This is a genomic window from Pantoea sp. GW821-FHT03E06 (assembly GCF_059420725.1).
Genome location: NZ_JBWKUG010000001.1, coordinates 224,459 through 241,875 on the forward strand (window position 1 = coordinate 224,459; position 17,417 = coordinate 241,875).

Sequence of the window (17,417 nt, forward strand, 5' to 3'; positions counted from 1 at the left end):
CATCTAAACCGCCCATTGGGCGGTTTTTTTATTGGGGAGAAAACATGTTTGATATCGGTGTAAACCTGACCAGCACGCAATTCGCAAAAGATCGCGAGCAGGTTGTGAAACGTGCGCGCGAAGCAGGCGTCACCGGCCTGTTAATTACCGGCACCAATGCGCTTGAGAGTCAGCAGGCACGCCAGCTAGCAGCATTACATGCTGGTTATTGCTGGTCGACAGCGGGCGTCCATCCGCATCACGCCAGCGAATGGTCGGCGGAGACGGCGAATACCTTGCGCCGTCTCGCGGAGAGCGAACAAGTCGTCGCCATCGGCGAATGTGGACTGGATTTCAATCGCAATCTCTCGGCACACGATCAGCAAGAGTATGCTTTTGATGCGCAGCTGGCGTTGGCCGCTGAGCTGCAGCTGCCCGTTTTTTTGCATTGCCGCGAAGCACACGAGCGTTTTGTTGCCGTGCTTGAGCCGTGGTTGCCAAAACTGGCGGGTGCGGTGGTGCACTGTTTTACCGGCACGCGCGATGAGCTGCAGTCTTGTCTGGCGCTGGGACTTTCTGTAGGCATTACCGGCTGGGTGTGCGACGAACGTCGCGGTATGGAACTGCGTGAACTGCTGCCGTTGATTCCGGCCGAGCGACTGTTGCTGGAAACGGATGCGCCCTATTTACTGCCGCGCGATATGCATCCAAGGCCGACTTCGCGTCGCAACGAGCCGTGTTTCCTGCCGCACATTGTGCAGCAAGTAGCAAACTGGCGCGGTGAAGAGGCAGAAGCGCTGGGCGCGCAGGTCAATCTCAACGCGCGCCAGCTGTTTAAATTGGCTTAAAGTTTACGGAACTGCTTGTTATCCACGCTGCGCATCACCTGTTTATTCAGCATGTTTAGCAGCAGCACCGAACGCGTTTCACCATCCGGCTCGGCAAAAATGGCGCGCAGCCCTTCGAAAGTGCCATCGGTGATGATCACTTCATCACCGCTCTGCGGCGTTTCCGGATCGAGTACGATCTGCGGTGTATCGGTTTGCAGCGCTTCGATCACATTATGCGATACGGTCGCCGGCATGGTGCCGAAGCGTACGAAATGGCTGACACCGCGCGTGCTGCTGATGGTGGTGGTGTGAATCTCTTCGGGATCAAACTCGATAAACAAATAGTTGGGGAACAGCGGTTCACTCACGGTAGTGCGTTTACCGCGCACAATCTTCTCCAGAGCGATCATCGGGCTAAGGCAATTCACCGCTTGCCGCTCAAGATGTTCTTTCGCGCGCAACAGTTGTCCACGTTTACAATAGAGTAAGTACCAGGATTCCATAACTGCTCCCAAATAATGGACGCTAAGAATATCAAACCTGCTGTCAGAGTTATAGCGCATCGGCCGAGGGAAACGGTATGCTGAAAAAAATTTCACTGCGAATCTTCTGATTGATACGTCTTTGTCACCGTTTCTTGCAAGAAAATTGACGGCCGACAACCATCTGTATCAGACTCCTTCTCCATCTTACGATTGAAATGGAGTGGCTGATGGAACTGTTCCTGTTAAGTAATGGCAAAGTGGCTGACGATGCGCCGCTGTTGAGTTACGCCCACCCGCAACTGCACGCGATGATCGCCCAGCGTGGAATCACATCCGCGGTATTGGTGCCCTACGCGATTATTCGTGGCGATCATGCGCAGCGAGCCCAGGATTTATCAGATTCATTAGGTATTGAAGTGCGTACCGTGCATGAGTTTACCTCGCCCGTTGCGGCGATTGAGCAAGCTGAGCTGATTTTGGTGAGCGGTGGAAATACCTGGTTCCTCAATCAAATGCTGCATGAGCACGGCCTGATCGTCGCGATTCAACGCGCGGTGCGTGAGCGTGATGTGCCGTACATCGGCTGGAGCGCCGGATGCAACGTAGCAACGCCTTCAATCAGAACCACCAATGATATGCCAGTGCGCAGCAGTGTGGTGCTTCCGGCACTTGGTCTGTTCCCGGTGCAGATCAATCCGCATTATCTGGATGCGCACGTCAGCGGTCATATGGGCGAAACGCGCGATGAACGTCTGGCTGAATTCTGCGCCGTTAACCCGCATGAATCGGTGATTGCGCTGCGCGAAGCCAGCTTCCTGCACGTGAGTGAAAATCGTCTGCGTTACTACAGCGCACGCGGTGAAGACTTCAAAGTGTTCCGCCACGGCGAACCGACTGCGGCATATCATGATGTGCTGGCGATACAGTCGCTGGTGCCGTTTTCCTGTCAGCCAGCCTGACGCACTTCTGACTCAGAAACCTCAACATGCTAGCGTGAAACACACCTATAATGGCGCTTCACTCTGGCCGGAAAGCTAAAGCCGCATGAAATATCAGGATTTACGAGACTTCCTCTCGCTGCTGGAACAGCGTGGCGAGTTAAAGCGCATCACTCAGGAGATCGATCCTGAACTGGAGATGACGGAAATTGCCGATCGCACCCTGCGTGCCGGCGGCCCGGCGTTACTGTTCGAGAACCCAAAAGGGTACGACATGCCAGTGCTGTGCAATCTGTTTGGTACCCCGAAGCGCGTGGCGATGGGCATGGGCCAGGAAGAGGTCAGTGCGCTGCGTGAGGTGGGTAAACTGCTGGCGTTCCTGAAAGAGCCGGAGCCGCCAAAAGGCTTCCGCGATCTCTTCGATAAAATGCCGCAGTTCAAGCAAGTATTGAATATGCCCACCAAGCGCCTGCGCAACGCGCCGTGTCAGGAAGAGATTTTTAGCGGTGATGAAGTCGATCTATCGCGTATTCCTGTGATGAAATGCTGGCCGGGCGATGCCGCGCCGCTGATCACCTGGGGATTGACCGTCACGCGCGGCCCGCACAAAGAGCGGCAAAACCTCGGTATCTATCGCCAGCAGGTGATCGGTAAGAATCGCGTGATTATGCGCTGGCTGTCGCATCGCGGCGGCGCGCTGGATTTCCAGGAGTGGTGCAAAGCGCATCCGGGTGAGCGTTTTCCGGTATCGGTAGCGCTTGGCGCCGATCCTGCCACCATTCTCGGCGCGGTCACGCCGGTGCCTGATACGCTCTCTGAATATGCCTTTGCCGGTTTGCTGCGTGGCAACAAAACCGAAGTGGTAAAGTGCATCTCGAACGAACTTGAAGTGCCTGCGAGCGCGGAAATCGTGCTGGAAGGCTATATCGAGCCAGGAGACATGGCGCCGGAAGGGCCGTACGGCGATCACACGGGATACTACAATGAAGTAGATAGTTTCCCGGTGTTTACCGTGACGCACGTAACGCAACGTCGCAACCCGATTTATCATTCAACCTACACCGGGCGTCCACCGGATGAACCGGCGGTGCTGGGCGTCGCGCTGAATGAAGTGCTGGTGCCGATTTTGATCAAGCAGTTCCCGGAGATTGTGGATTTCTATCTCCCGCCAGAAGGGTGTTCTTATCGCCTTGCCGTGGTGACGATTAAAAAACAGTATGCCGGTCACGCCAAACGCGTGATGTTCGGCGTGTGGTCTTTCCTGCGCCAGTTCATGTACACCAAGTTTGTGATTGTATGTGATGACGACGTTAACGCACGTGACTGGAACGATGTGATTTGGGCGATTACCACGCGCATGGATCCGGCACGTGATACGGTGCTGGTTGAGAATACGCCGATCGACTATCTCGACTTTGCCTCACCGGTTTCCGGTTTGGGCTCGAAGATGGGACTCGATGCCACTAATAAGTGGCCGGGCGAAACCACACGCGAATGGGGCACGCCGATTGTCAAAGATCCGGCCGTTACGGCGCGTATTGACGCCATTTGGGATGAATTAGCAATCTTTGCCGAGCCGCCGCAGCGCTAAAAGCGGCAGACCAACCAGACCCGAAGAAAAAGGGAACGCATGACAACGTTAAGCTGCAAAGTAACTTCGGTTGAAGCGATTACGGATACGGTTTTCCGCGTCCGTTTGATTCCGGCCGCGGATTTTAGTTTCCGCGCCGGACAATATCTGATGGTAGTGATGGATGAGCGCGATAAGCGCCCGTTTTCTCTGGCGTCCACGCCGATGGAAAAAGACATCATTGAACTGCACATCGGCGCATCCGATCTCAATCTCTACGCGATGGCGGTGATGGATCGCATTAAAAACGATCGTCAGATTACGGTAGATATGCCGCATGGCGATGCCTGGCTGCGTGAAGAGAGCGATCGTCCAATCATTCTGATCGCCGGTGGCACTGGCTTCTCCTACGCGCGTTCTATTCTGCTGACCGCGCTGGCACAAAAGCCCGATCGTGAGATTGCGATTTACTGGGGCGGTCGTGAGCTGATGCACCTGTACGATTTGGATGAGTTGAATGCGCTAGCGGTGAAGCATCCGAACCTGAAAGTGATTCCGGTGGTTGAGCAACCGGCGGACGATTGGGTAGGGCGCAGTGGTACGGTGCTGACGGCGGTGATGCAGGATTACGCTTCACTCAGCGAACACGACATTTACATTGCCGGTCGTTTTGAGATGGCGAAGATTGCGCGGGAGCGTTTCTGCGCTGAGCGCGGCGCGCTGGAAGCACAGATGTTCGGCGATGCGTTTGCGTTTATCTGACAGACAAAAAAGCCCGCCCGAGAGGGCGGGAACACGTGCAATGGTTAACGTATTAAACCCGTTCGAATACCGTTGCGATGCCCTGGCCTAAGCCAATGCACATGGTCGCCAGACCAAATTGTGCATCGCGACGTTCCATCAGATTCAGCAGCGTGGTACTGATACGCGCACCGGAGCATCCCAGTGGATGACCGAGCGCAATCGCGCCGCCATTTAAATTCACCTTCTCATCCAACTGTTCCAGCAAGCCCATGTCCTTGATGCACGGCAGCGCCTGGGCGGCAAAGGCCTCGTTGAACTCGAACAAGTCGATATCCTGCACGCTTAAACCCGCACGCTTCAGCGCCAGCTTACTGGCGGGAACCGGTCCGTAGCCCATAATCGACGGATCGCAGCCGACGACCGCCATGCTGCGAATACGTGCGCGCGGCGTTAAGCCGAGTTCGCGCGCGCGGCTTTCGCTCATCATCAACATGGCGGCGGCGCCATCGGAGAGCGCCGATGAGCTACCCGCGGTGACGGTGCCATTCACCGGATCGAATGCCGGACGCAACGAGGCTAATCCCTCCAGGCTGGTCTCTTCGCGAATCACTTCATCGGTTTCATAACGCTTCAACACGCCATCGGCATCGTGGCCGTAGGTTGGCACGATTTCGCGCTTAAAGTCACCGCGCTGAGTGGCTGCCCATGCGCGCTGGTGTGAACGCAGGGCAAATGCGTCTTGCTGTTCGCGCGTGATGTGATGCATGCGCGCCAGCATTTCAGCAGTTAAACCCATCATGCCTGCCGCTTTTGCCACCGTGCGACCAAGGCCTGGATGGAAATCCACGCCGTGGCTCATTGGCACGTGGCCCATATGTTCTACACCACCAATCAAGCAAGCGTGCGCATCGCCCACCATGATCGCTCGGGCCGCATCGTGCAGCGCCTGCATCGACGAACCACACAGGCGGTTGACGGTGCTGGCAGGTACACGATGGGGGATCTCCGCCAGCAGCGCAGCGTTACGTGCAATGTTGAAACCTTGTTCCAGCGTCTGCTGTACGCAGCCCCAGATAATATCGTCCAGCGCGGCGGGATCGACCGACGGATTACGGCTCAGCAGCTCGCGCATTAAATGCGCCGAAAGATCTTCCGCGCGAACCTGGCGAAATGCACCGCCTTTGGAGCGGCCCATCGGCGTGCGTACCGCATCAACAATCACCACTTTTTCCATTTTTATTACCTCAGGCACTTTGCAGCGCCGCTTCGTCAATTGGTTGCACCGCGGGATACCAGCTCTGATGCTGATGGGCTTTTTGCAACAGCAGCTCCGGCAGCGCATACAGCGGGCCTAGAGCGGCATAACGCTTAGCCTGATCGACGACGTTGCTGTTGCCGAGCGTATCCATGTAGCGGAATGCGCCGCCGCGGAAAGGTGGGAAGCCGAGGCCATAAACCAGCGCCATGTCGGCTTCCGCCGGCGAGGCGATGATCTTCTCTTCAAGGCAGCGCACGACTTCATTGAGCATCGGCAGCATCATGCGGTTAGCAATCTCTTCATCGCTAAACACGCGGGTTGGCTGGCTGATGGGTGCCAACAGCGCATCCACTGCCGCATCGGCTTTCTTCTGTGCTTTGCCTTTTTTGTCCTGCTCCCAGCGGTAAAAACCCTGGCCGTTTTTCTGACCATAGCGTTTGGCTTCGAACAGCACATCAATGGCGTCGCGATAATCTTTCTGCATACGTGACGGGAAACCTTGCGCCATCACTTGCTGGGCATGGTGCGCGGTATCAATACCGACCACATCCAATAACCAGGCCGGGCCCATCGGCCAGCCGAACTGTTTTTCCATCACTTTGTCGATCTGGCGGAAATCCGCTCCGTCGCGCAGTAGCAGACTGAAAGCCGCGAAGTAGGGGAACAGCACACGGTTCACAAAGAAACCCGGGCAGTCGTTGACCACAATCGGCGTTTTGCCCATCTTGCTGGCCCAGGCCACCACTTTGCTGATGGTCGCTTCCGAGGTTTGCTCGCCGCGAATCACTTCTACCAGCGGCATCCGTGGTACCGGATTGAAGAAGTGCATGCCGCAGAAGTTTTCCGGGCGTTGCAGAGCTTTTGCCAGCTGGCTAATTGGAATGGTGGAAGTGTTAGAGGCCAGAATGGCATCTCCGCGCAGGTGCTGCTCAGTTTCCGCCAGCACTTTGGCTTTGATCTGCGGATTCTCAACAACGGCTTCCACTACCACATCGGTGCGTTCAAAACCGGCGTAATCCAGCGTCGGCTGAATGGTGGTGAGCACGCTGGCCAGTTTGGCCCCGTCAATTTTGCCGCGTTCCAACTGTTTGTTAAGCAGCTTGCTGGCTTCTGTCATGCCCAGCGTCAACGCCTGTGGATTGATATCTTTCATCATCACCGGCACGCCTTTCCATGCCGATTGATAGGCGATGCCGCCGCCCATGATGCCTGCGCCTAATACTGCTGCTTGCTGAGGAGCTCCTGCCGCGCTGCTGTGTTTCTTCGCCAAACCTTTGACGTACTGATCGTTAAGGAAAATACCAACCAGTGCGCGGGCGACATCGCTTTGCGCCAGCGGCACAAAAGCAGCGGTTTCCAGTTTCAGAGCATCGTCACGACCAAGACTGGCGGCGGCTTCAATGGTTTTCACGGCGGTAACCGGCGCCGGATAGTGTTTGCCAGCCGTTTGCATCACCATACTTTTGGCGATCGTGAAGCTCATTGCGGCTTCAATCGGACTGAGTTTCAGCGGCGCTAGCTTGGGTGCGCGACGCGCCTGCCAGTTGCCCTGCGTGATAGCGTCTTGCAACACGGTTAGCGCAGCCGCACGTAATTTGTCGCTACTGACGACTGCATCAACCAGGCCGAGCTTCAGGGCGCTGTTGCCATCCACATCTTTGCCCGCGGCGATGATTTCCATCGCGCTGTCAGCACCCAGCAGGCGCGGTAAGCGCACGCTGCCGCCAAAACCCGGCATAATGCCCAGTTTGGTTTCTGGCAGGCCGATGCGCGCAGTTGGCGTGGCAACACGGAAGTCCACCGCCAGCACGCATTCGCAGCCGCCGCCTAACGCATAGCCGTCGATAGCCGCCACGGTGGGTACGGGTAAATCTTCCAGCCGATTGAAGATGCTGTTGGCGAAAGCCAGCCACTGGCTCAGGCTCTCTTCCGGCGCATCAAACAACGACAGGAACTCTGTGATGTCGGCTCCGACGATAAACGCCGGTTTGGCTGATGACAGCAGCAGGCCGCGCAGCGCGGGTTGTTGTTCCAATACGCTCAGCGCCTCGCCTAATGAGGCGACAGTTTTGGTATCGAGTTTGTTCACCGAACCGGGCGCATCGAATACCAGCTCGGCGATGCCGTCGTCAAGCCAGTGCACTGAAAGGGTATCGCCTTGGTAGAGCATGTTCGTCTCCTGAAACCGCGAATGATGATCTGGTCATACCAGATGGATCGGAGTGTGAGTGTGATGTTAATTATTTGCAAACGAGAGTTTGATTATTTGGTACGGCGATCACAGCGCGTGCAAGACGGCATCCGCAACACGCCTGTGCTACACTGCGGCCACTTTCGCGACATCGGAGACAAGTCCATGGATTCACTGAAAACCCTGTATCACGCGCACATCGATACGCTGCAGAAGCGGGCGCAACAGGTGCTGGCTCGCTTTAAGCTTGATGCCATGCTGATTCATTCCGGCGAGCTGCTGACCGTTTTTCTCGACGATCATGACTATCCGTTTAAGGTGAATCCCCAGTTTAAAGCATGGGTGCCGGTGACGCAGGTGCCAAACTGCTGGTTATGGATTGATGGCGTGAATAAACCGAAACTGTGGTTTTATTCACCGGTGGATTACTGGCACAACGTTGAGCCGCTGCCGAATAGCTTTTGGACCAACGATGTTGACGTAATCGGCTTGAAGAACGCTGATGACATTGCGCAGCTGTTGCCTGCTCAGCGCGATAACGTGGCGTATATCGGTCCGGTACCGTCTCGCGCTGCGCAGCTCGGCATTCATAGCGAGCAGGTGAATCCTAAAGGTGTGATCGACTTCCTGCATTACCATCGCAGCATCAAAACAGATTACGAACTGGCGTGTATGCGAGAAGCGCAGAAGCTGGCGGTGGCGGGCCATCGCGCAGCCAAAGAGGCATTCGAATCGGGTATGAGCGAGTTCGATATCAACATCGCCTATCTGACGGCTACCGGTCATCGCGATACCGATGTGCCTTACGGCAATATCGTCGCGCTCAATGAACATGCTGCTGTGCTGCATTACACCAAACTGGATCACCAGCCGCCCGCGAAACGCCATAGCTTTCTGATTGACGCCGGTGCGGAATATCTCGGTTATGCCGCCGATCTGACGCGCAGCTATGCGGCGCAGAGTAAATCGCGTTATGCCGATATGATCGCCGCGATGAACAAGGAAGAGCTGGCGCTGATCGCCACGTTGAAAGCAGGTGTGCGCTATACCGATTATCATCTACAAATGCATCAGCGCATTGCGCGTCTGCTGCTGAAGTTTGAGCTGGTGAAAGGCCTGACCGAAGAGACGCTGGTGGCAGAAGATTTAACCGGTCCGTTTATGCCGCACGGTCTGGGACATCCGCTGGGCCTGCAGGTGCATGACGTGGCGGGCTTTATGCAGGACGACAGCGGCACGCATCTCGCTGCACCCTCACACTATCCTTACCTGCGCTGCACGCGCGTGCTGGAACCTGGCATGGTGCTGACTATTGAACCCGGCTTCTATATTATCGATTCGCTGCTGGCGAAGCTGCGCGGCGGCAAGTTCAGCCAGTACTTTGACTGGGCAGCAATCGATGCATTGAAACCGTATGGCGGTATTCGTATCGAGGATAACGTGGTGGTTCACGCCAATCGTATTGAAAATATGACGCGCGATCTGCACCTTGCCTGATGGATGCTTATGACATTCCCGCTGAGGCCGTGAGTCTCAGCGAGGAAACCATTAAGAAAAGTCGCTTCATCACTTTGCTGGCGCATACTGCGGGCGTGGAAGCGGCGCGCGCGTTTGTGCAGCAGGTGAAGCAGGAACATCCCACCGCGCGGCATCACTGCTGGGCGTGGGTGGCCGGTGCGCCAGATGATTCGCAACAGTTGGGGTTCTCCGATGATGGTGAGCCGTCTGGCACCGCGGGGAAACCGATGCTGGCACAGCTGATGGGCAGCGGTATGGGCGAGATTACTGCGGTGGTGGTGCGCTACTACGGCGGCATTATGCTTGGTACCGGTGGCCTGGTAAAAGCCTATGGCGGCGGGGTGCAGCAAGGGCTGAAGCAGCTAGTACGCCAGCGTAAAGTGCCGATGGAGTCCTTTACCCTGCACTGTGATTATGCCCAACTCAGCGACATTGAGCGCTTGCTGCAGCGTTTTGACGGCATCATTGAAGAGAGCCATTATCAGGATCGTATTGCGCTACGTTTGGCACTGCCGCATGGGCAGATTGATGGCTTTCGCCAAAACCTCTCTGATTACAGCCGGGGCGCGCTGACGCTCATCCCGCTGACAAACTAAAAGCATCTGTTTAAAGGAAACGGCTGAATGCATTTTCGTGCCATTACCCGCATTGTGGGCCTGCTGGTGATTCTGTTCTCGGTGACCATGATCTTACCGGGCCTCGTTGCTTTAATTTATCGTGACGGTGCAGGGCGCGCGTTCAGCCAAACCTTTATGATGGCGATTGTGATTGGTTCGCTGCTGTGGTGGCCGAATCGCAAACAAAAAACTGAACTCAAGCCGCGTGAAGGCTTCCTCATCGTGGTGCTGTTCTGGACCGTGCTGGGTAGCGTGGGTGCCATGCCCTTTATCTTCGCCGAACAACCGCATCTTTCGATTACCGATGCATTCTTTGAATCCTTCTCTGGACTCACGACCACCGGTGCCACCACGCTGGTGGGCCTCGATACGCTGCCAAAAGCAATTCTGTTTTATCGTCAGATGCTGCAGTGGCTCGGCGGGATGGGAATCATCGTGCTGGCGGTGGCGATTTTGCCGATTCTGGGCGTGGGGGGCATGCAGCTTTACCGGGCCGAGATGCCGGGTCCACTAAAAGATAACAAGATGCGCCCGCGTATTGCGGAAACGGCCAAAACCCTTTGGTTAATCTATGTGTTGCTCACCGTGGCGTGCGCGGTGGCGCTGTGGCTGGCAGGCATGCCGCTGTTTGATGCCATCGGCCATAGTTTCTCAACTATCGCCATTGGTGGTTTCTCCACGCATGATGCCAGCATCGGCTACTTTAATAGCCCAACCATTAACACTATTGTCGCGGTGTTTTTGCTGATCTCGGGCTGTAATTACGGCCTGCATTTCTCGCTATTAAGTGGCCGTAATCTCAAAGTTTACTGGCGCGATCCCGAATTCCGTATGTTTATTGGCGTTCAGCTGACGTTGGTGCTGATCTGTACGGTGGTGCTGTGGTTCCACAATGTCTATTCCAGCGGTTGGCAAACGCTTAATCAGGCGTTTTTCCAGGTGGTATCAATGGCGACGACCGCTGGCTTTACAACTGACAGCATCGCACGCTGGCCGCTGTTCCTGCCTGTGCTGCTACTGTGCTCGGCGTTTATCGGCGGCATGGCGGGGTCTACCGGCGGTGGTTTGAAGGTGATTCGTATACTGTTGCTGTTTAAGCAGGGGTCGCGTGAGCTGAAACGGCTGGTGCACCCGAATGCGGTTTACACCATTAAGCTGGGTAATCGTGCGCTGCCAGAACGTATCCTCGAAGCCGTTTGGGGATTCTTCTCGGCATATGCTCTGGTGTTCCTGGTGAGCATGCTGGCTATTATCGCGACTGGCGTGGATGATTTCTCTGCGTTTGCTGCGGTGGCTGCAACCTTGAATAATCTTGGGCCGGGGTTGGGTGTTGTGGCTGATAACTTCACTTCGATGAATGATGTTGCGAAGTGGATTTTGATTTTGACCATGCTGTTTGGACGCCTCGAAGTGTTCACGTTGCTGGTGCTGTTTACGCCGACTTTCTGGCGTGAATGAAAAAATAGGATTGAGTAATGAAAGCGTTGATTCTTTATTCCAGCCGAGATGGGCAAACCCGTGAGATTGCCGCGCGTATTGCACAGACGTTAGCGCCGCAGCAGCTGTGCGACGTCATCGATTTGCTGCAGGCGCAGAGGGTTGATTGGACGCAGTACGATCGCGTGCTGATTGGTGCATCGATTCGCTATGGCCATTTTAATCCTGCACTGATGAAATTTGTCACACAACATCAGTTGCAGTTGCAGCAGCGCGTGAATGGTTTCTTTAGCGTCAACCTGACAGCGCGAAAAGCAGATAAGTGCACGCCAGAAACCAATGCCTATACGCGCAAGTTCCTGGAAAAGTCGCCGTGGCAACCAGAATGCTGTGCGGTATTTGCTGGCGCGCTACGTTATCCGCGTTACCGCTGGTTTGATCGTATTATGATCCAATTGATTATGCGCATGACCGGCGGCGAAACTGATACGTCAAAAGAAGTGGACTATACCGATTGGAACAAAGTGACGCTTTTTGCCCAGGATTTTGCGCACTTACCAGGCAAATCGTTGTGAAATAGCGCGTTGTGGCGAAATTTAGGCCGGAAGATCATTTTTTTGCAATAAACCCTTGTCAGCTCCGAATAACTCCCTATAATGCGCCACCACTGAGACGGCAAAGCGGCAACGCAGGCGGCTCAGCAGGGAGTGAAGAAATTCATCCCGCCGGATGAAAGCGCTGAAAAAAGTGTTTGACTCTGAAGAGGGAAAGCGTAATATACGCCACCTCGCGACAGGCGGTTAACCCGCTGTTCGCAACGCTCTTTAACAATTTATCAGACAATCTGTGTGGGCACTCGCAGGATTGATATCAGCGTCTTTGGACGCAAAAAAATATCAAAGCCTCACGAGTGAACACATAATGAAATTCATTATGACGTTTTACAGATGAGCATCGCTGCACTTGTTGCAGCAAATCAAACTTAAATTGAAGAGTTTGATCATGGCTCAGATTGAACGCTGGCGGCAGGCCTAACACATGCAAGTCGAACGGTAGCACAGAGAGCTTGCTCTCGGGTGACGAGTGGCGGACGGGTGAGTAATGTCTGGGAAACTGCCCGATGGAGGGGGATAACTACTGGAAACGGTAGCTAATACCGCATAACGTCGCAAGACCAAAGTGGGGGACCTTCGGGCCTCACACCATCGGATGTGCCCAGATGGGATTAGCTAGTAGGTGGGGTAATGGCTCACCTAGGCGACGATCCCTAGCTGGTCTGAGAGGATGACCAGCCACACTGGAACTGAGACACGGTCCAGACTCCTACGGGAGGCAGCAGTGGGGAATATTGCACAATGGGCGCAAGCCTGATGCAGCCATGCCGCGTGTATGAAGAAGGCCTTCGGGTTGTAAAGTACTTTCAGCGGGGAGGAAGGCGGTGAGGTTAATAACCTTACCGATTGACGTTACCCGCAGAAGAAGCACCGGCTAACTCCGTGCCAGCAGCCGCGGTAATACGGAGGGTGCAAGCGTTAATCGGAATTACTGGGCGTAAAGCGCACGCAGGCGGTCTGTCAAGTCGGATGTGAAATCCCCGGGCTTAACCTGGGAACTGCATTCGAAACTGGCAGGCTAGAGTCTTGTAGAGGGGGGTAGAATTCCAGGTGTAGCGGTGAAATGCGTAGAGATCTGGAGGAATACCGGTGGCGAAGGCGGCCCCCTGGACAAAGACTGACGCTCAGGTGCGAAAGCGTGGGGAGCAAACAGGATTAGATACCCTGGTAGTCCACGCCGTAAACGATGTCGACTTGGAGGTTGTTCCCTTGAGGAGTGGCTTCCGGAGCTAACGCGTTAAGTCGACCGCCTGGGGAGTACGGCCGCAAGGTTAAAACTCAAATGAATTGACGGGGGCCCGCACAAGCGGTGGAGCATGTGGTTTAATTCGATGCAACGCGAAGAACCTTACCTACTCTTGACATCCACGGAACTTGGCAGAGATGCTTTGGTGCCTTCGGGAACCGTGAGACAGGTGCTGCATGGCTGTCGTCAGCTCGTGTTGTGAAATGTTGGGTTAAGTCCCGCAACGAGCGCAACCCTTATCCTTTGTTGCCAGCGGGTAATGCCGGGAACTCAAAGGAGACTGCCAGTGATAAACTGGAGGAAGGTGGGGATGACGTCAAGTCATCATGGCCCTTACGAGTAGGGCTACACACGTGCTACAATGGCGCATACAAAGAGAAGCGACCTCGCGAGAGCAAGCGGACCTCATAAAGTGCGTCGTAGTCCGGATCGGAGTCTGCAACTCGACTCCGTGAAGTCGGAATCGCTAGTAATCGTAGATCAGAATGCTACGGTGAATACGTTCCCGGGCCTTGTACACACCGCCCGTCACACCATGGGAGTGGGTTGCAAAAGAAGTAGGTAGCTTAACCTTCGGGAGGGCGCTTACCACTTTGTGATTCATGACTGGGGTGAAGTCGTAACAAGGTAACCGTAGGGGAACCTGCGGTTGGATCACCTCCTTACCTGAAGATACCTTCCCGCGAAGTGCTCACACAGATTGTCTGATAGAAAAGTAATGAGCAAGACGGCTGCGAAGTCGTGACACTACCGTGTCCCCTTCGTCTAGCGGTTAGGACTCCGCCCTTTCACGGCGGCAACAGGGGTTCGAATCCCCTAGGGGACGCCACTTGCTTGGTGACAGGTGAAAGGTGTCTCCACGACGTATCTCAAAACTGACGTAACCGTCATGTTTGAGATACTGCTCTTTAACAATCCGGAACAAGCTGAAAATTGAAACGACGTGTTGGTTCATTTCTCCGTAATAAGAAATGAATAACAACATGTTCGAGTCTCTCAATGCCTGCAGTCCCAAGCGTTGCAAAACGCCTGTGGGTTGTGAGGTTAAGCGACTAAGCGTACACGGTGGATGCCCTGGCAGTCAGAGGCGATGAAGGACGTGCTAATCTGCGTAAAGCGTCGGTAAGGTGATATGAACCGCTACAGCCGACGATGTCCGAATGGGGAAACCCGGTGCACCCAGTGCATCATCGCAACATGAATACATAGTGTTGCGAGGCGAACCCGGGGAACTGAAACATCTAAGTACCCGGAGGAAAAGAAATCAACCGAGATTCCCCCAGTAGCGGCGAGCGAACGGGGAGCAGCCCAGAACCTGAATCAGTTTGTGCATTAGTGGAAGCGTCTGGAAAGTCGCACGACACCGGGTGATAGTCCCGTACACGAAAGTGCACATTCTGTGAGTTCGAAGAGTAGGGCGGGACACGTGGTATCCTGTCTGAATATGGGGGGACCATCCTCCAAGGCTAAATACTCCTGACTGACCGATAGTGAACCAGTACCGTGAGGGAAAGGCGAAAAGAACCCCGGCGAGGGGAGTGAAACAGAACCTGAAACCGTGTACGTACAAGCAGTGGGAGCCTCTTTATGGGGTGACTGCGTACCTTTTGTATAATGGGTCAGCGACTTATATTCTGTAGCAAGGTTAACCGTATAGGGGAGCCGCAGGGAAACCGAGTCTTAACTGGGCGTTAAGTTGCAGGGTATAGACCCGAAACCCGGTGATCTAGCCATGGGCAGGTTGAAGGTTGGGTAACACTAACTGGAGGACCGAACCGACTAATGTTGAAAAATTAGCGGATGACTTGTGGCTGGGGGTGAAAGGCCAATCAAACCGGGAGATAGCTGGTTCTCCCCGAAAGCTATTTAGGTAGCGCCTCGTGAACTCATCCTCGGGGGTAGAGCACTGTTTCGGCTAGGGGGCCATCCCGGCTTACCAACCCGATGCAAACTGCGAATACCGAGGAATGTTATCACGGGAGACACACGGCGGGTGCTAACGTCCGTCGTGAAGAGGGAAACAACCCAGACCGCCAGCTAAGGTCCCAAAGTCATGGTTAAGTGGGAAACGATGTGGGAAGGCACAGACAGCCAGGATGTTGGCTTAGAAGCAGCCATCATTTAAAGAAAGCGTAATAGCTCACTGGTCGAGTCGGCCTGCGCGGAAGATGTAACGGGGCTAAACCATGCACCGAAGCTGCGGCAGCGACGCGTATGCGTTGTTGGGTAGGGGAGCGTTCTGTAAGCCGTTGAAGGTGGCCTGTGAGGGTTGCTGGAGGTATCAGAAGTGCGAATGCTGACATAAGTAACGATAAAGCGGGTGAAAAGCCCGCTCGCCGGAAGACCAAGGGTTCCTGTTCAACGTTAATCGGAGCAGGGTGAGTCGACCCCTAAGGCGAGGCTGAAAAGCGTAGTCGATGGGAAGCAGGTTAATATTCCTGCACTTGGTGTTACTGCGAAGGGGGGACGGAGAAGGCTAGGTTATCCGGGCGACGGTTGTCCCGGTTTAAGCGTGTAGGCTGACACCTTTGGTAAATCCGGGGTGTCTTAAGGCTGAGGCGTGACGACGAGCCACCACGGTGGTGAAGTAACTGATGCCCTGCTTCCAGGAAAAGCCTCTAAGCTCCAGGTAACACGAAATCGTACCCCAAACCGACACAGGTGGTCAGGTAGAGAATACCAAGGCGCTTGAGAGAACTCGGGTGAAGGAACTAGGCAAAATGGTGCCGTAACTTCGGGAGAAGGCACGCTGGCGCGTAGGTGAAGGGACTTGCTCCCGGAGCTGAAGCCAGTCGAAGATACCAGCTGGCTGCAACTGTTTATTAAAAACACAGCACTGTGCAAACACGAAAGTGGACGTATACGGTGTGACGCCTGCCCGGTGCCGGAAGGTTAATTGATGGGGTTATCCGCAAGGAGAAGCTCTTGATCGAAGCCCCGGTAAACGGCGGCCGTAACTATAACGGTCCTAAGGTAGCGAAATTCCTTGTCGGGTAAGTTCCGACCTGCACGAATGGCGTAATGATGGCCAGGCTGTCTCCACCCGAGACTCAGTGAAATTGAAATCGCTGTGAAGATGCAGTGTACCCGCGGCAAGACGGAAAGACCCCGTGAACCTTTACTATAGCTTGACACTGAACATTGAGCCTTGATGTGTAGGATAGGTGGGAGGCTTTGAAGCGTGGACGCCAGTCTGCGTGGAGCCAACCTTGAAATACCACCCTTTAATGTTTGATGTTCTAACGTAGGCCCGTAATCCGGGCTGCGGACAGTGTCTGGTGGGTAGTTTGACTGGGGCGGTCTCCTCCCAAAGAGTAACGGAGGAGCACGAAGGTTGGCTAATCCTGGTCGGACATCAGGAGGTTAGTGCAATGGCATAAGCCAGCTTGACTGCGAGAGTGACGGCTCGAGCAGGTGCGAAAGCAGGTCATAGTGATCCGGTGGTTCTGAATGGAAGGGCCATCGCTCAACGGATAAAAGGTACTCCGGGGATAACAGGCTGATACCGCCCAAGAGTTCATATCGACGGCGGTGTTTGGCACCTCGATGTCGGCTCATCACATCCTGGGGCTGAAGTAGGTCCCAAGGGTACGGCTGTTCGCCGTTTAAAGTGGTACGCGAGCTGGGTTTAGAACGTCGTGAGACAGTTCGGTCCCTATCTGCCGTGGGCGCTGGAGAATTGAGGGGGGTTGCTCCTAGTACGAGAGGACCGGAGTGAACGCACCACTGGTGTTCGGGTTGTCATGCCAATGGCACTGCCCGGTAGCTAAGTGCGGAAAAGATAAGTGCTGAAAGCATCTAAGCACGAAACTTGCCCCGAGATGAGTTCTCCCTGACTCCTTGAGAGTCCTGAAGGGACGTTGAAGACTACGACGTTGATAGGCCGGGTGTGTAAGCGCAGCGATGCGTTGAGCTAACCGGTACTAATGACCCGTGAGGCTTAACCTTACAACGCCAGAGGCGTTTTGGTGAGAGAGACCAGAGATTTTC

Annotated in this window: 11 protein-coding genes, 1 tRNA gene and 2 rRNA genes; 11 read left to right on the forward strand and 3 right to left on the reverse strand. The window is 54.8% G+C overall.

Annotation, left to right across the window (positions count from 1 at the left end):
• Positions 1-44 precede the first annotated feature (44 nt).
• On the forward strand, positions 45-827 hold the full coding sequence (gene tatD, locus AC07WB_RS01040) for a 3'-5' ssDNA/RNA exonuclease TatD (RefSeq protein ID WP_400458750.1): 783 nt from the start codon (positions 45-47) through the stop codon (positions 825-827).
• Here the strand turns inward: tatD and rfaH are convergent.
• Positions 824-1,312 carry a transcription/translation regulatory transformer protein RfaH gene (gene rfaH, locus AC07WB_RS01045; protein WP_494939902.1) on the reverse strand — a complete coding sequence of 163 codons (489 nt, stop codon included), beginning with the start codon at positions 1,310-1,312 and terminating at the stop codon, positions 824-826. The two genes, tatD and rfaH, sit on opposite strands and share 4 nt — an antisense overlap.
• Before the next feature lie 209 nt (positions 1,313-1,521).
• Between rfaH and pepE the strand changes: the two genes are divergently transcribed.
• From pepE to fre, 3 genes are all read left to right on the forward strand, one after another.
• Positions 1,522-2,253 carry a dipeptidase PepE gene (gene pepE, locus AC07WB_RS01050; protein ID WP_097095321.1) on the forward strand — a complete coding sequence of 244 codons (732 nt, stop codon included), beginning with the start codon at positions 1,522-1,524 and terminating at the stop codon, positions 2,251-2,253.
• Positions 2,254-2,338: 85 nt separating this feature from the next.
• Positions 2,339-3,823, forward strand: coding sequence for a 4-hydroxy-3-polyprenylbenzoate decarboxylase (gene ubiD / locus AC07WB_RS01055; protein ID WP_097095320.1), 1,485 nt, complete (start codon positions 2,339-2,341; stop codon positions 3,821-3,823).
• Positions 3,824-3,862: 39 nt separating this feature from the next.
• Positions 3,863-4,564, forward strand: a complete 702-nt coding sequence (fre, locus tag AC07WB_RS01060; RefSeq protein WP_345827466.1) for an NAD(P)H-flavin reductase — start codon at positions 3,863-3,865, stop codon at positions 4,562-4,564.
• A 52-nt stretch (positions 4,565-4,616) separates the two neighbouring features.
• Here fre and fadA read toward each other — a convergent pair whose 3' ends face one another.
• Both fadA and fadB read right to left on the reverse strand, forming a co-directional pair.
• Positions 4,617-5,780 (reverse strand): acetyl-CoA C-acyltransferase FadA, encoded by a 1,164-nt coding sequence (fadA, locus tag AC07WB_RS01065; protein ID WP_345827465.1) that lies wholly within the window; start codon positions 5,778-5,780, stop codon positions 4,617-4,619.
• A gap of 10 nt (positions 5,781-5,790) precedes the next feature.
• Positions 5,791-7,974, reverse strand: coding sequence for a fatty acid oxidation complex subunit alpha FadB (gene fadB, locus AC07WB_RS01070; protein WP_494939903.1), 2,184 nt, complete (start codon positions 7,972-7,974; stop codon positions 5,791-5,793).
• 186 nt (positions 7,975-8,160) lie between these two features.
• On the opposite strand from fadB, the gene pepQ reads away from it, so the two are divergent.
• The 7 genes from pepQ to AC07WB_RS01105 all read left to right on the forward strand — a co-directional run bounded on the left by pepQ (position 8,161) and on the right by AC07WB_RS01105 (position 17,375).
• Positions 8,161-9,492, forward strand: coding sequence for a Xaa-Pro dipeptidase (pepQ, locus tag AC07WB_RS01075; RefSeq protein ID WP_494939904.1), 1,332 nt, complete (start codon positions 8,161-8,163; stop codon positions 9,490-9,492).
• Positions 9,492-10,109 (forward strand): IMPACT family protein, encoded by a 618-nt coding sequence (locus AC07WB_RS01080; RefSeq protein WP_400458759.1) that lies wholly within the window; start codon positions 9,492-9,494, stop codon positions 10,107-10,109. Before pepQ ends, AC07WB_RS01080 begins: the two co-directional genes overlap by 1 nt.
• Before the next feature lie 27 nt (positions 10,110-10,136).
• On the forward strand, positions 10,137-11,588 hold the full coding sequence (trkH, locus tag AC07WB_RS01085) for a Trk system potassium transporter TrkH (protein ID WP_097095314.1): 1,452 nt from the start codon (positions 10,137-10,139) through the stop codon (positions 11,586-11,588).
• A gap of 17 nt (positions 11,589-11,605) precedes the next feature.
• The gene (hemG, locus tag AC07WB_RS01090; protein ID WP_097095313.1) at positions 11,606-12,142 is read left to right on the forward strand and encodes a menaquinone-dependent protoporphyrinogen IX dehydrogenase; all 537 of its coding nucleotides are present in this window, start codon (positions 11,606-11,608) and stop codon (positions 12,140-12,142) included.
• 409 nt (positions 12,143-12,551) lie between these two features.
• Positions 12,552-14,092: ribosomal RNA gene (locus AC07WB_RS01095) — 16S ribosomal RNA — on the forward strand.
• 89 nt (positions 14,093-14,181) lie between these two features.
• Positions 14,182-14,256, forward strand: a tRNA-Glu gene (locus tag AC07WB_RS01100).
• A 213-nt stretch (positions 14,257-14,469) separates the two neighbouring features.
• Positions 14,470-17,375 (forward strand): 23S ribosomal RNA (locus AC07WB_RS01105).
• Together the 16S and 23S rRNA genes with 1 tRNA gene alongside form the textbook arrangement of a ribosomal RNA operon.
• Positions 17,376-17,417: the final 42 nt, after the last annotated feature.